Source organism: Polynucleobacter sp. Latsch14-2, assembly GCF_018881925.1.
Taxonomy (GTDB): Bacteria; Pseudomonadota; Gammaproteobacteria; order Burkholderiales; family Burkholderiaceae; genus Polynucleobacter.
The window spans coordinates 131,698-147,291 of record NZ_JACVPL010000002.1 but is presented as its reverse complement, the minus strand read 5'-3'; the positions used below and the strand labels follow the sequence as shown (position 1 = coordinate 147,291).

The window sequence follows — 15,594 nt, the reverse complement described above, 5'->3', positions numbered from 1 at the left end:
TGGCGATGAATATAAAACCCGCTAACTTAATAAACCATTTGCATGGCTTGCTTAACTCGTCAGCCAAAGTGACCGCTGATAGCCGTCATGTTCAGAATGGCGATATTTTTTTTGCTTACTCTGTTGGTCATGGCAAAGCACTGCGTGACGGGCGCGAATATATTTCAGCTGCACTGCAAAATGGTGCGGGAGCAGTAGTCTACGATCCGGCGGGCATGAGTGATGAATATCTTGATAACACAAAATTTTATGCTGTTGAGAATTTGGCGCAGCAAGCTGGACTATTGTGCGCACAGTGGTATGGCTTTCCAAGCAAGAAATTAAAAGTCATTGGTGTGACTGGCACTAATGGCAAGACTACTGTTACTCAATGGCTAGCGCAAGCGCTAGATCATGCCGCTAGTCGCGCAGCCGTTTTAGGAACACTAGGCTCAGGTTTTCCTGAGGCTTTGATACAAACGGGATATACCACTCCAGATGCACCACGTTTGCAATCGCAACTCAAAGCGTTTTTGGATGAAGGTGCTAAATATATTGCAATGGAGGTCTCATCTCATGCATTAGAGCAAGGTCGGGTTGCTGGCCTTGAATTTAATTGCGCTGTATTTACTAATCTAAGTCAAGATCATCTTGATTATCACGGCAGTATGGCCAATTATGCCGACATAAAAGCAAAGCTTTTTTTTCAATCTGGCTTAGAACATGCGGTTGTCAATTTAGATGATGCATTTGGTCGTGAACTTGCGATGAAATTAGTTGCTCAAAATGGAGTGAAGGTGTGGGCGTATGCCCTAACCCAGGACGCATTCAGAAGTTTTGAAAAGTTTGGCGATCGTCTGAAACGTATTTACGCCAAAGATACTGTATTAACTGGTACTGGTTACGACGCTATATTTGTTTGTGAGGAGCTTGGACAGCATGTGGTCCATATACCAGTAATCGGAGAATTTAATTTAAGTAATTGCTTGGCTGTTTGGGCGACCTTACTAACTCAGGGCATCACAAGCGAACAGGCTAGTAAACGCTTAAGTCTATTGCGACCAGTTATCGGCCGCATGGAATTAATTTCGCTGAACAAAACCCAAAAGGCTGAAGGACCGGTAGTAGTAGTTGACTATGCACACACTCCAGATGCATTAGAGAAAGCATTGTTAGCTTTGCGCCCGATTGCAAATGCACGTGGCGGAAAAATTTGGTGCGTATTTGGGTGTGGCGGCGATCGTGATGCCGGCAAGCGGCCCCAAATGGGCAAGGTTGCGCAGCAGAACGCAGACCATATTGTGCTCACTAGTGATAACCCAAGATCAGAGGAGTCAGATGCCATCATTGCCATGATCTTATCTGGCATGAATGCTGAGGCGAAAAATATTCAGGCGATCTCCGATCGGGCTGCGGCCATTATGGCTGCAGTTCGCCACGCTGAAATTGCTGACGTTGTATTGGTCGCAGGTAAAGGCCATGAGTCTTCCCAAGAAATTAAAGGCAAAAAATTTGATTTCTCAGATCAAGAACATATTCTTCTGGCGGCCGGAGGAATTATTTGATGCTAGTGATGACTAATCTTGCACAAATCCAAGCCATGTTACCGGGTAGCAGACTGATTAATACTTCAGAGGCTGATGCGCAGCAAATAAATATTTCAGGAGTGGGCAGTAATAGTCGTCAGATTGCCGCGGGCGAACTATTTATTGCTCTATCTGGGGAGCGTTTTGACGCCCACGATTTTTTGCAAGATGTTGCGAGTGCGGGAGCTAGCGCGGCACTCGTTAGTCAGCAGGAGAAATGCCCTGAAAATTTAGCGGCTGTCTGTGTGACTGACACTCGCATTGGCCTTAGTGCTTTGGCCAAAGCATGGCGCATGCAGCACTCCATTCCTCTAGCGCTGGTTACTGGAAGTAATGGCAAAACGACTGTTAAAGAAATGATTGCCTCAATCTTTAGGGCGGCAGTCGGGGAGGATTGCGCCTTGGTCACTAAGGGTAATCTCAATAATGAAATTGGCCTTCCGCTGACGTTATTGCGATTACGACCTAGTGATCGCTTGGCGGTGATTGAATTAGGCATGAACCACCCGGGAGAAACGGCACAGTTAGCGGATGTAGCGGGGGCTAACATTGCGCTCATCAATAATGCGCAACGTGAACATCAGGAGTTCATGGCAACCGTTGCTGCAGTAGCTGAAGAGCATGCAGATGCCCTGCGCGCTTTACCTCAAGATGGGGTGGCAGTCTTCCCGGCTGATTCTGAATTCGCAGGGCTGTGGCGTAAGGCTGCAGCAAGTCGCAAGATTATTGATTTTGTCTTGACCCCCAATCAGAATCATCAAACGGCAGGAGTGCGGGGTAGCTTGCTTGGTAATGGCCATGTAGAAATTAAGACTACACAGGGTGTAATCGAGGTTCAATTAAAAACCTTAGGTAATCATAATGTGCGCAACGCCTTAGCAGCTAGCGCTGTAGCTTTAGCCGCTGGTGTGAACTTGGAAAAAGTCAAAGAGGGGCTTGAGTCTTTTGACCCCGTAAATGGCCGTATGCAAGCTAAAAACCTGGATGGTAATCACACACTGATTGATGATAGTTACAACGCCAATCCAGATTCCGTAATAGCTGCGATTGATGCTTTAAAGCAATCCGGCAAAACTGCTTGGCTGGTGCTTGGCGATATGGGCGAAGTCGGAGATCAAGGCGCCGCCTTTCATCATGAGGTTGGTGTCTATGCTGCTGAGCAAGGAATTTCTAAGCTATTTTCCATTGGCGAGCAGTGCAAGCTTGCCGTTCAAGGCTTTGAAGAAATGAAGCAAAAGCTAAATCTTTCCTCAGTGGCAGAACATTTTTCTGATGTGGATGTGTTGAATACAAGATTAGTAAATGATCTTCGATCACAGCGCTCTAGTGATAAGCATTTAAATATTTTGGTGAAGGGTTCGCGTTTTATGCGTATGGAGCGTGTAGTTCAAGCCTTGTTAGAGGAGGCAAAAGCATGCTCTTAATATTGGCTCAGTGGCTACAGGATGACTTTGGTTTTTTTAGGGTGTTTAACTACATTACCTTTAGAGCAGTGATGGCAACCGTGACGGCTCTATTGATTGGACTTGCAGCAGGACCTTGGGTGATTCGTAAATTAACTACTTTAAAGATGGGTCAGGCAGTTCGCACTGATGGCCCACAAACTCATTTGGTGAAATCTGGCACCCCAACGATGGGTGGTGTATTGATTCTGATTGGCATTTTTGTTTCTTGCATGCTGTGGGCAGACTTGAGCAATCGATTTATTTGGATTGTGATGATTGTTACCTTTGGTTTTGGCATGGTCGGCTGGGTAGACGATTACCGTAAGGTTGCACGCAAGGACCCTAAGGGTATGGCGTCCCGTGAGAAGTTCTTATGGCAAACCTTAATTGGCTTGTTTGCCGCTATATATCTGGCATTCTCCGTTTCTGAAGTAAGTAACCTAAAAGTGCTGCAATTATTTTTTGATTGGCTCAGTAGCGGGTTTGCTTTAAATCTTCCCGCCAAGTCAAATCTACTAATTCCATTTGTTAAAGAAATTAGTTATCCGCTGGGTGTTTTGGGTTTCATTATCTTGAGTTACTTAGTAATTGTTGGCAGTAGTAATGCTGTCAATCTAACCGATGGTCTAGATGGCTTGGTCATCATGCCGGTCATCTTGGTTGGTGCTGCGCTTGGCGCATTTGCGTATGTGATGGGTAATGCAATTTACGCCAAATATTTACTCTTCCCTTATATTCCTGGCGCTGGCGAATTAATGATTTTCTGCGGAGCTATGGGTGGTGCTGGTTTAGCTTTTCTTTGGTACAACACGCATCCAGCTCAGGTATTTATGGGTGATGTGGGCGCGCTCGCTTTGGGCGGCGCACTAGGAACCATTGCGGTCATTGTGCGACAGGAAATTGTTTTATTTGTGATGGGTGGAATTTTTGTTGCAGAAACATTTTCAGTGATGTTGCAGGTTTTTTGGTTTAAGTTCACCAAAAAGCGCTATGGGGTGGGGCGCCGTATTTTTCGTATGGCGCCATTGCACCATCATTTTGAGTTGGGTGGCTGGAGAGAAACGCAGGTGGTTGTTCGTTTCTGGATCATCACCATTTTGTTGGTCTTAATTGGCTTGTCTAGTCTCAAATTACGGTGAGCCAAAGTATAAAAATGCAGAATTTAAATAACGCCTTCGCAAATCCAGAACTGCTCGCAGATGAGGCTTATCAAGCTCCACAGAATTTTTTGATTCTGGGGCTTGGTGAGTCTGGCTTTGCAATGGCCAAGTGGTGTCTACGAAATGGAGTATCTGTTTGCCTTGCCGATACTCGTGACGCTGATCATTTGAGTGAACGTCAAAAAGCATGGCTTAGTGAGTTGGAGTTTGCCGGCCTAAAGAATTCACACTTTGGCTCGCTAGATGATGATCTCCTAAAGGGTGTAGATGTTATTGGCATTAGTCCTGGGCTTTCGCCATTGCAAGAACCAGTGCAATCATTTTTAATCAAAGCTCAGGATTCTAAAGTTGATCTCTGGAGTGAGATTGAGTTCTTTGCAAGAGCAGTTGCTGCGATGGAGCGCATGTCGCAATCTGATGGGGTGCAATATAAACCGAGCATTCTAGCGATTACTGGTACTAATGGTAAGACTACTACTACAGCTTTGACTGGTCAGCTATGTGAGCGTGCGGGCAAGAAAGTCGCAGTAGCTGGCAACATTAGCCCGGCCGCATTAGAGAAATTGGTTTCTTGCTTGGAGCGGGTGGACCAGATTTCAGATATGCCAGATATCTGGGTGTTAGAGCTCTCCAGTTTTCAGTTGGTTTACACCCATACTTTGAAGGCTTCAGCAGCTGCAGTACTAAATATTACGCAAGATCATTTGGATTGGCACGGCGATATGCAGGCTTATGTAGATGCAAAATCTAGAATATTTAGCGCTGATACAACTCGCATCCTGAATCGTGATGATCCTTTGGTAATGGGGCTTATCAGCGACGAACAAAAATCAGTAAGCAACATAATTACGTTTGGGTCCGGTCGCCCCGATGAGCAAGGCACCTTTGGAATTGAGCATGACTTGCGTGCTGGTGGAATTGACTGGTTAGTGTGGGCGGAAGTAGATGAGGATATTGAGCCACAGCCAAAGCGTCGTCGTAAATCGTCCTTGACTGTTGAGGTCGAGGCATTACGGCTTAAGCGTTTAATCCCGGCCGATGCATTACGAATTCGGGGTCGGCACAATGCCTTGAATGCCCTTGCAGCACTAGCGCTAGCGAGGTCTGCGGGATTGCCGATGAATGTCTTGCTTCACGGGTTGCGGGATTACCATGGTGAGCCACATCGTGTGCAAAGCATTGCCATCGTTGCTGATGTTGAATACGTTGACGATAGCAAGGGGACTAATGTGGGCGCCACAGTTGCTGCGTTAAATGGCTTGGGGAATAGTGACTCAGGAAAGCGCATTTGGTTAATTGCGGGCGGAGAAGGTAAGGGTCAAGATTTTAGTCCCTTACGTGAGCCTGCTTTACGCTATGTCAAGGGTGTATTTTTAATTGGTAAAGATGCTCAAATAATTGCCAGTAGTTTAGGCTCAGACATTCCTTGCATCATGAGCGAAACGCTGCCAAATGCGGTCCAAGAAGTCGCCAAACAAGCGCAATCTGGGGATATTGTGTTGTTATCACCCGCTTGTGCAAGCTTAGATCAGTACAGCAATTACGTTGCGCGCGCCGAAGCTTTTGTTGCCGAAGTTCAAGAACTAGAAATGCAGTTTGATGGAGCTCAAGTATGAGTTTAAGAGAAAAACTGTTTCCAGAAAATCGCTTGGGCTTTAATCGCTTTTGGAATTTTTCTAGAGGTGGTATTGATAACTTTCGTAGCGGCTTAAGAGATGCCGTGTCAGGTGTTGAGCAAACACGTTCACGCATGATGGAATATGACCAGCTATTGGTTTGGGCGGTTTTGTCTCTAGCGTTGATTGGTTTGGTGATGGTGTATTCCGCTTCAATTACTTTGGCCGATGGCCCTAAGTACGCTAGTTATAGTAGTAATCACTTCTTAATACGTCATGTGATTTCTTTAGCCATTGCCATTGGCGTTGGATTTTGGGCATTTAAGATTCCCACTAAAGTTTGGGATCGTTATTCACCGATTATTTTTGGCTTCACTGTTTTGCTTTTAATTGCCGTATTAATTCCTGGGATAGGCAAGGGCGTAAATGGTGCAAAACGTTGGATCCCTCTAGGTCTAATGAATTTTCAGCCATCTGAATTAATGAAATTTGCAGCAGTTATTTTTGCTGCTACCTATACCGTGCAGCGCCAGGAGTATCTCCATTCGTTTGTGAAGGGCATGCTGCCAATGGGTATTGCGGTTGCGTTAGTTGGTGGACTTTTAATGCTCGAGCCTGATATGGGCGCCTTTATCGTAGTTGCTTTAATTGCCTTTGGGATTCTATTTTTGGGGGGGATTAATGCAAAATTATTTGGGGGCCTCATTGTTGTTGGTTTATTGAGTGCCTCAACCATTATTGCTTTATCACCCTTTCGTCGCGGAAGAATGATGGCATTTATGGATCCATGGCAAGCTGAGAATGCTGCGAATAAAGGTTATCAATTGACACATTCCCTCATGGCCTTTGGTCGTGGTGAATGGTTTGGTACTGGACTAGGCGGCAGTGTTGAAAAATTGCATTACTTACCTGAGGCCCATACCGACTTTATTTTGGCTGTGATAGGTGAGGAACTGGGTTTCTTTGGTGTTGTTGTCATGCTCTTCTTGTTCTACTGGGTAGTGCGCCGCGCATTCATGATTGGCCGCACCGCTTTGCAGTTGGATCGAAGCTTTGCTGGTTTAGCAGCCAAGGGTGTTGCGATCTGGATTGGCTGGCAATCATTCATCAATATGGGTGTAAATCTTGGCCTCTTACCAACTAAGGGTTTAACGCTTCCGCTAGTGAGCTATGGTGGCTCTGGAATTTTGATGAATGCCATTGCGATCGCAATGTTATTGCGTATTGATTATGAGAATCGCGTTTTGATGCGCGGAGGGAAGTTATGACGCAACCCTCAATTCTGGTGATGGCGGGTGGAACTGGCGGACATATCTTTCCAGGCTTGGCTGTTGCTGAATATTTGCGGATTTGTGGCTGGAAGGTTTCTTGGCTTGGCAATAAATCTGGCATGGAATATCGCCTAGTGAATGCCTGTGATTTTCCATTTGAGGCTGTAGAGTTTGGTGGCTTGCGTGGCAAAGGCATGAAAGCCAAATTCATGCTGCCTTTTAACTTATTGCGGGCTGGGATTCAGAGCTGGAAGATCATGCGTCGCATTAAGCCTAGCGTGATTTTGGGTATGGGTGGTTACATTACCTTCCCCGGTGGTCTGGTAACCAAAATACTGGGGCGCCCATTAGTGCTACATGAGTCTAACTCAGTAGCTGGCAGTGCTAATCGGGCATTGACCAAGATTGCTATGCGGACATTGACAGGCTTCCCAAACACGATGCTAGGTGCTGAGTGGGTGGGTAACCCGATTCGTGAGGAGTTTGATCATCTGGCTGCACCAACGCAGAGATATGAGCAGCGTCAGGGCAACTTATCTATTTTGGTGGTGGGCGGAAGTTTGGGTGCGTCAGCCTTGAATGACATTATTCCCGCAGCAATCGCTTTAATCCCTAAAGAGTCGAGGCCTAGCGTTATTCATCAATCCGGTGATAAGCATTTTTCTGACCTTCAAAGACGTTATGCAGATTTAGATGTGGTAGCTGATATACGCCCATTTATTGACGATATGCCTAGCGCTTATGCTCAAGCAGATTTGGTGATTTGTCGCTCGGGCGCAATGACGATTTCTGAATTAGCAGCATGTGGTGTTGCCTCTTGTTTGATTCCATTCCCGCATGCGATTGATGATCATCAAACTGCAAATGCAAAGTTTCTATCTGAAGTGAATGCGGCTGTTTTGTTGCCACAGAAAAATCTGAATGCGCAGGACTTAGCATTGATGGTGCAAAACTTTAGTCGTGAAGATCTAAAACTCATGGCTGAACGGGCGCATGCACTAGCTAAGCCATCTGCCACTCAACGAGTAGCAGAGATCTGTGCGGATTGTGCGGGGGTCGGTCGATGAAGCATATTGTTCAGCAAATTCATTTTGTAGGTATTGGCGGTGCTGGTATGAGTGGCATTGCTGAAGTATTGCTAAATTTAGGGTACCAAGTTTCTGGATCGGATTTGGCGGACAGTATTGCTACCAAGCGCTTAAAAGAATTAGGCGCAGTCATTCATATTGGCCATGATCCAAAAAATATCGGCACAGCAGAGGCAGTGGTAATTTCAACAGCCGTAGCGGGTAATAACCCCGAAGTCTTAGCTGCGCGTGCGGCAAAGATTCCAGTGATTCAGCGTGCAGTGATGCTCGGTGAGTTAATGCGCTTGAAACAAGGCATTGCGATTGCAGGCACGCATGGTAAGACTACTACGACTAGTTTGGTGGCTTCGGTGTTAGCCGAAGGCGCTCTAGATCCTACTTTTGTGATTGGTGGAAAACTCAATTCGGCTGGAGCTAATGCTCGCTTAGGGCAGGGTGACTTCATCGTGGTTGAGGCTGATGAGTCTGATGCATCTTTCTTGCAGTTGTTCCCTGCGATGGAAGTAGTGACCAATATTGATGCTGATCATATGGATACTTATCAGCATGATATGGCGCGTTTAAAGCAGGCTTTTGTAGAGTTTATTCAGCGTATGCCGTTTTACGGTGTAGCAGTTTTATGTGTTGATGATGCCAATGTACGCGACATTATTCCTTTCGTATCTCAGCCGGTATTGCGATATGGAACTTCGGACGATGCAGATATTCGTGCGAGCAATGTAATGGCAGTTGGAACGCGCATGCATTTCACGGTGGATCGTCGTACCATACGCAGACATGGCAGCAAACCAGGGCCGCTTCAGATCGAGCTGAATTTACCAGGCCTGCACAATGTGCGTAATGCACTTGCTGCCATCGGGATTGCAACAGAATTGGGTGTAAGTGATCAAGCCATTATGAAAGCCCTATCTGAGTTTGGTGGTGTTGGTCGCCGCTTCCAGCGCTATGGAGAGATTCCTCTGGTATCCGGTGGGCATTACACACTAATCGATGATTATGGCCACCATCCTGTTGAGATGGCCGCTACATTAGCTGCCGCTCGCGGCGCCTATCCTGGACGCCGTCTTGTATTAGCATTTCAGCCACATCGTTTTACTAGAACAAGAGACTGCTTTGGTGAATTTGTCCAAGTCTTGAAAAATTTTGACGCCGTAGTGTTGACTGAGGTTTATCCGGCTGGTGAGGCGAAAATTCCAGGTGCCGATGGTAAGAGTTTGCTCAAAGCAGCTATTACAGAAGATAAAAATATTGCAGCCCTGTTGAAGTCTGCTGATGTCGCTTTTGCGGCTAACGTCGATGAGATGCCAGAAAAGCTAAACCAACTCCTGCGAGATGGTGATGTATTAATTACGATGGGGGCTGGTTCTATATCGGCATTACCCCATACCTTGGCAGAGGTTAAAAATGCCTAAGCTTATAAATTCATGGGGTGAGCGCGTCAAGGCTGATCTAGCCAAGCTGGACATTCAATCGCTTGGTCGGGTGGGTATTTTATTCGGTGGTCGCTCTGGTGAGCGTGAGATTTCCTTGATGTCAGGTAGCGGCGTTTTGGATGCGCTCCTTAAAAAAGGAGTGGATGCACATGCATTTGATCCAGGCTTGCGTTGCCCAACTGAGCTAGTTAAAGAAAAATTTAATCGAGTCTTTATTTCTTTGCATGGTCGTTATGGCGAAGATGGCACGATTCAGGGTCTACTGGAATTATTAAATATTCCCTATACCGGTAGCGGTGTATTGGCTTCAGCGTTGTCTATAGATAAAATTGCAACCAAGCAAATTTGGTTAAGTAATGGTTTATCAACGCCTGAGTTTGAAGAACTTACAGCTAATAGTGATTGGAAGTCGGTAGTCGGTCACTTGGGCCTACCACTGATTGTGAAGCCTGCTAATGAAGGATCTTCGCTCGGCTTAACAAAAGTGAAATCCGTCGATGAGTTACCTGCCGCCTATCAACTTGCGGCTGGACTAGACAAGAAGGTTATTGCCGAGACTTGCATTATTGGCGACGAGTTGACTTGTCCATTGGTTGGAGAAGGTGCAAATGCTGAGGCATTACCCGTCATTAAAATTATTCCACCGCAAGCAAATTATGATTTTCACAATAAGTACTTCTCCGATGAGACACGGTACTTATGTCCAACTGGCTTAGCTGATGAGGTAAATGAAGCTGTTCAGAATTTAGCATTAGCAGCTTATCGCGCTCTTGGTTGCAGTACGTGGGGGCGAGCCGATGTGATGTTGGATCAGAAAACAGGCAAACCCTATCTTCTCGAAATGAACACCTCACCAGGGATGACCTCCCATTCTTTAGTGCCTATGGCAGCAAAAGCTGCCGGCATTGAGTATGCGGATTTAGTGCTTTGGCTATTAAGTCAAACGCTTATTAAAAAGGTCGGCGCATAGCATGAAAACCATAAACGCGATCTTGGTCTGGTTTGGCGAATCTTGTGCCTTTGTTATGGCTCCACTATGGAATCATTCCGACCGCATGCAGAAGGTAAGTCGTTTTTTGATGCGCTGTTTTGCCATCATGATGTTGATTGGAGTCTTGGTTTGGTTGAGTCAGCGCCCGGTATTTAGCTTGCGTCAGGTGGTGATTGAGCCAGTTACAGGGCAAACCTTGAAACATATTAATAAGCCTATTGTTAAACAGCAGGTTTTAGAAACTGTTCAAGGCAATTTCTTTAGCGTCAGATTAGAGGATGTGAAGCGTGGCTTTGAATCTATGCCTTGGGTACGTCATGCGAATGTGCGGCGTGTTTGGCCAAATGGCCTGGTTATCAGTATCGAAGAGCAAAAAGCATTTGCTACCTGGGGTGGTGTAGATAGTCAGAAGCTCATGAATAACCATGGTGAAATTTTTAGTGGGCGCGTGGCAGACGTGCCAGACGATATCCGCTTGTTAGATTTCAATGGGCCTGAGGATGCTGGTAAAGAGGTGATGGGGCTTTATGAAAAAGCGAACGCTTGGTTTAAGCCGTGGAATGCTGATGTGACGAGCTTAACACTCTCAGACCGATATGCCTGGCAAGTGAAGCTTTCCAATGGCATGAAATTGGAATTTGGTCGTGATGAAGAAAGTTCCGATAAGACGCTAACGGAGGAGCGTGTTTCACGCCTCTTTAAATACTGGCCACAGGTTCAAGAAAAGTGGGCTAACAGGGTTGATGCAATTGACTTGCGTTATGCCAATGGATTTGCAGTTCATCTCGCCTCTGCAAGCATTAAAAAAAATGAAGTTGAAGATAAAAAAAGTGAGCGCAAGCAATGAGTAAAGACAACCGCGATTTATTAGTAGGATTAGATATTGGCACCTCCAAAGTAGTGGCCTTGGTCGCTGAATTAGCCGCAGATGGGCAATTTAATGTTGTTGGTGTGGGACAAACTGCGTCTAAGGGCTTAAAGAAGGGTGTTGTTGTCAATATTGAGGCCACAGTTCAGTCGATTCAGAAAGCGCTGGAAGAGGCCGAAGTGATGGCTGATCGTCAAATCGCTCAAGTATTTACTGGCATCGCAGGTAATCACATTGTGAGCTTTAACTCTAGTGGCATGGTCGCCATCCGAGATAAGGAGGTGAGTGCCGGCGATGTTGAGCGCGTGCTAGAAACTGCGAAGGCAATCAACATTCCGACTGACCAACAAATTTTGCATATCCTGGTTCAGGAATTCATCATCGACGGCCAAGAAGATGTGCGTGAGCCTATTGGCATGAGTGGGTTACGACTTGAGGTTAAGGTGCACATCGTTACTGGTGCTGTTAGTGCCGCACAAAACATTGTGAAATGCGTGCGTCGTTGTGGGCTTGAGGTCAATGATTTGATCTTGCAGCCATTAGCATCAAGTCTTGCCGTATTAACTGAAGATGAAAAAGAGCTTGGCGTTGTGCTGGTAGATATTGGCGGGGGAACAACCGATATTGCTATTTATTGCCAAGGATCTATTCGCCATACTGCTGTTATCCCAATTGCGGGTGATCAAATCACCAATGACATTGCTATGGCATTGCGCACTCCAACAATTGATGCGGAAGACTTGAAAATTCAATATGGGATTGCACGTCAAGATATGGCGGATCCAGCGGCCATGATTGATGTGCCGGGAGTTGGTGATCGTGAGCCGCGTCCAATGTCTAAGCAGGCTCTCTCTGCAGTCATCGAGCCCCGTGTTGAGGAGCTTTTCACTCTCGTTAGAGGGGTTGTGCGTGATTCTGGATATGAAGACATGGTTTCCTCAGGAATCGTATTGACTGGAGGCACAGCCTTGATGCCAGGAATGGTTGAGCTTGCAGAGCAGGTCTTTTTACGTCCCGCGCGCATTGGCACTCCTGAGTACCGCGGTCATTTGCATGAAGTATTGCGCAGCCCAAGATTTTCAACCGGCATTGGTTTGTTGATGGAAGGTCAGGCGCAGTTATTGCGTGGCCGTCGCGTGTCCCAATCTGGCCCTTTTCAAGGGGTGGTATCACGTATGAAGGAATGGTTTGCAGGAAATTTTTAAATTTTTATCGTCGTCGTCAATGTAGTCCGTTTTTTACCTAGGAGGGTATATGGAATTTGAAATGTTAGATCAAGAAACAGCCGGGAAAACCATCATTAAAGTGGTGGGAGTCGGTGGCGCTGGTGGCAATGCTGTCCAGCATATGATTCGTCGCGGTGTAAACGGCGTAGAGTTTATTTGCATGAACACCGATGCTGGCGCCTTACAGCGCTCTGAGGCATCTGTGAATTTGCAACTAGGTTCTAGCGGACTGGGTGCTGGTGCCAAGCCAGAAATCGGTGCGGCCTCCGCAGAAGAGGCTCGTGCTCGTATTGCAGATACTTTGCAAGGTGCACACATGGTATTTATTACTGCAGGTATGGGTGGTGGAACCGGAACTGGAGCCGCTCCAATCGTCGCTCAAGTTGCAAAAGAAATGGGTATTTTGACGGTGGGTGTTATTAGTAAGCCGTTTGATTTTGAAGGCGTAAAGCGCTTGAAGGTTGCTGAAAATGGTGCTGCCGAGTTAGAGAGTTATGTTGATTCTTTGATCGTCGTTTTGAATGAAAAACTATTTGAAGTTATGGGCGAAGATGCTGAGTTTGATAAAGCATTTGCCTGTGCTGATGATGTTTTACACAATGCAGTGTCTGGTATTGCAGAAATTATTAATGTGCAGGGTTTAATTAACGTCGACTTTGAGGACGTGAAGACTGTGATGGGCGAGCAAGGTAAGGCCATGATGGGAACGGCAACTGTTTCTGGTATGGATCGTGCGCGCCTCGCTGCTGAAGCTGCAGTTGCTTCTCCATTGCTTGAGGGCGTTGATCTTTCTGGAGCGCGTGGTGTGCTGGTAAACATTACCGCAAGTCGCTCATTGAAATTGTCAGAAACTCGTGAAGTGATGGCTGCAATCCGTGGTTATGCCGCAGATGATGCGACCGTCATTTTCGGTACGGTTTATGACGATAGCTTGGGTGATGCTTTGCGAGTTACTGTTGTTGCAACTGGCTTGAATAATCCGCAGTCTCGCCAAAACAGTCAGCCAGAAGTGGTTTGGAGGCAAGCAACAGGTACGCATGATGCAATGCCAACCATGGCTGATCTCAACAGCTTTGCTCCAGCGAGCCCTTCCGCTGCAATGAGTAAGGCTGGGATGGACTCAGCATTAAGCGCCAGCGCAGGCTTGGCCTTAACTGGATCGGGCGGTATGCCTTCATTGGCAGCTCAGTCAGCGTCAAGTAGTGTTGATTACAGCCAATATGATTTGCCTAGAGTGTTCCGTAGTTCTCGTGAGGCTTCTCCTATCCCTACATTGGGTGCGGATAGTTCCCCACAGGCAAAGACCATGTTGGATAAAGGGGCTGATTACTACGAAATTCCAGCCTTTTTACGTAAGCAAGCAGATTAATAAACTGCTCAATACAATAGATAGTTGCGAAATGCCAGCGCGGCGCCCCTCCGGACGACGAATCCCGCGCTAGCGTTGGCATACTTTCAAACAACTATTTCATTGGAGATCCCATGATTGCAGTCGGACAAAAATTACCAAATGCCACTCTCTACGAGTTTTACGACGAAGCGACTGAAGGTTGCGCTATCGGGCCAAATGCTTTTGAAGTTGAAAAAGAAGTTGCTGGTAAGAAAATTGTAATCTTTGCATTGCCTGGCGCATTTACGCCAACTTGCTCTGCAAAGCATGTGCCAAGTTATGTCGAACACTTTGATGCAATCAAAGCTAAAGGTGTTGATGAAATTTGGTGTGTTTCTGTGAATGACCCATTTGTTATGGGCGCTTGGGGACGCGATCAAAAAGTCGGCAAGAAGATTCGTATGTTAGGTGATGGTAGTGGCGAGTTCACTAAAAAGCTAGGCCTAGAACTTGATTTGGTTGCCCGCGGTTTGGGAGTTCGTTCAGACCGCTATGCCATGATTGTAGAAGACGGTGTAGTTAAGACTTTAGACCGCGAAGCTCCAGGTAAGTTTGAAGTAAGTGATGCTGCTTCTATTTTGAAAAAGCTTTAATTACTTTCTGAATTTATAAGCTGATGATGAAGCAACGCACAATCTCAACTCCAGTGAAAACTGTTGGGATTGGCTTGCATTCAGGGCGCAAGGTAACGATCTCGATCAAGCCTGCACCGGTAAATTCAGGGGTACAGTTTGTCCGCGTAGATACTCCAGAGCAATCGGTCGTACCGGCCACTGCTCTGGCTGTATGTGACACTCGCTTAGCTTCAGTGATTCAAAAAGATGGTGTTCGTATATCGACCGTTGAACATTTGCTCTCAGCTTGCGCAGGCTTAGGTCTTGATAACTTGTTGATTGAGCTTGATGGTGAAGAAGTTCCCATCATGGATGGTAGTGCCGCCTCATTTTTATTTTTGATCGAGTCTGCTGGCATTACCGAGCAAGACGAGCCACGAAAATTCCTTGTAATTAAAAAGCCAATTGAAGTCCGTGAAGACGATAAGCTTGCGCGTCTCGAACCATTCTTTGGTTTTAAGTTGGATTTCACAATCGATTTTAAGCACCCTGCAGTGGATAAAACTGGCCAACGTTTTGTTGTCGATTTTGCTGAGCATGCTTATCGAAGTGAAATTGGGCGCGCTCGCACTTTTGGTTTTGCTCACGAAGTTGAGGCATTGCGAGAAATGGGTTTAGCCCGAGGCGGAAGTTTAGACAATGCTATTGTGTTGGACGAGCACCGCATTCTTAATAATGAAGAATTGCGCTACGAGGATGAATTCGTGCGCCACAAAATCCTAGATGCTATTGGCGATCTTTATTTGGTTGGGCATCCAATTGTTGGGGCATATGTTGCTTTGAAATCGGGCCATGCTTTAAATAATGCGCTTCTGCGTAAGTTATTGGAAGACCCTAGTTCTTACGAAATCACCTCTTTTACTGAAAATAAAGCTCCGCAGGCTTATTCTCAAGAAAGTCAGCCCCTCTTTTTCTAAGGCGGCTCTT

At 46.2% G+C, this 15,594-nt stretch carries 13 protein-coding genes; all 13 read left to right on the top strand.

Annotated elements, in window-relative coordinates; genetic code table 11:
* Nucleotides 1-5 precede the first annotated feature (5 nt).
* Nucleotides 6-1,544, top strand: coding sequence for a UDP-N-acetylmuramoyl-L-alanyl-D-glutamate--2,6-diaminopimelate ligase (locus ICN46_RS02840; RefSeq protein ID WP_255538711.1), 1,539 nt, complete (start codon nt 6-8; stop codon nt 1,542-1,544).
* Complete coding sequence (locus tag ICN46_RS02835) at nt 1,544-2,989, top strand: UDP-N-acetylmuramoyl-tripeptide--D-alanyl-D-alanine ligase (protein ID WP_255538710.1); 1,446 nt, start codon at nt 1,544-1,546, stop codon at nt 2,987-2,989. The genes ICN46_RS02840 and ICN46_RS02835 overlap by 1 nt, the downstream gene beginning before the upstream one ends.
* On the top strand, nt 2,980-4,149 hold the full coding sequence (gene mraY / locus ICN46_RS02830) for a phospho-N-acetylmuramoyl-pentapeptide-transferase (RefSeq protein WP_216204291.1): 1,170 nt from the start codon (nt 2,980-2,982) through the stop codon (nt 4,147-4,149). Before ICN46_RS02835 ends, mraY begins: the two co-directional genes overlap by 10 nt.
* Before the next feature lie 14 nt (nt 4,150-4,163).
* Nucleotides 4,164-5,786, top strand: a complete 1,623-nt coding sequence (gene murD / locus ICN46_RS02825) for a UDP-N-acetylmuramoyl-L-alanine--D-glutamate ligase (protein ID WP_216204289.1) — start codon at nt 4,164-4,166, stop codon at nt 5,784-5,786.
* Complete coding sequence (gene ftsW, locus ICN46_RS02820) at nt 5,783-7,054, top strand: putative lipid II flippase FtsW (RefSeq protein ID WP_216204287.1); 1,272 nt, start codon at nt 5,783-5,785, stop codon at nt 7,052-7,054. Before murD ends, ftsW begins: the two co-directional genes overlap by 4 nt.
* Entirely contained in the window at nt 7,051-8,124 is a 1,074-nt protein-coding gene (gene murG / locus ICN46_RS02815) for an undecaprenyldiphospho-muramoylpentapeptide beta-N-acetylglucosaminyltransferase (RefSeq protein WP_216204286.1), read from the top strand. Before ftsW ends, murG begins: the two co-directional genes overlap by 4 nt.
* Nucleotides 8,121-9,557, top strand: coding sequence for a UDP-N-acetylmuramate--L-alanine ligase (gene murC / locus ICN46_RS02810; protein WP_216204285.1), 1,437 nt, complete (start codon nt 8,121-8,123; stop codon nt 9,555-9,557). The genes murG and murC overlap by 4 nt, the downstream gene beginning before the upstream one ends.
* A complete protein-coding gene (locus ICN46_RS02805; protein ID WP_216204283.1) occupies nt 9,550-10,548 on the top strand; it encodes a D-alanine--D-alanine ligase in 999 nt (332 codons plus the stop codon). The genes murC and ICN46_RS02805 overlap by 8 nt, the downstream gene beginning before the upstream one ends.
* Before the next feature lies 1 nt (nt 10,549).
* Nucleotides 10,550-11,416, top strand: a complete 867-nt coding sequence (locus tag ICN46_RS02800) for a cell division protein FtsQ/DivIB (RefSeq protein WP_216204280.1) — start codon at nt 10,550-10,552, stop codon at nt 11,414-11,416.
* Nucleotides 11,413-12,642 carry a cell division protein FtsA gene (gene ftsA, locus ICN46_RS02795; RefSeq protein ID WP_216204279.1) on the top strand — a complete coding sequence of 410 codons (1,230 nt, stop codon included), beginning with the start codon at nt 11,413-11,415 and terminating at the stop codon, nt 12,640-12,642. The genes ICN46_RS02800 and ftsA overlap by 4 nt, the downstream gene beginning before the upstream one ends.
* A gap of 49 nt (nt 12,643-12,691) precedes the next feature.
* Nucleotides 12,692-14,032, top strand: coding sequence for a cell division protein FtsZ (gene ftsZ / locus ICN46_RS02790; RefSeq protein ID WP_216204278.1), 1,341 nt, complete (start codon nt 12,692-12,694; stop codon nt 14,030-14,032).
* A gap of 113 nt (nt 14,033-14,145) precedes the next feature.
* A complete protein-coding gene (locus ICN46_RS02785; RefSeq protein WP_216204277.1) occupies nt 14,146-14,646 on the top strand; it encodes a peroxiredoxin in 501 nt (166 codons plus the stop codon).
* A gap of 23 nt (nt 14,647-14,669) precedes the next feature.
* Nucleotides 14,670-15,584, top strand: coding sequence for a UDP-3-O-acyl-N-acetylglucosamine deacetylase (gene lpxC / locus ICN46_RS02780; protein ID WP_216204276.1), 915 nt, complete (start codon nt 14,670-14,672; stop codon nt 15,582-15,584).
* The last annotated feature ends 10 nt before the right edge of the window (nt 15,585-15,594 follow it).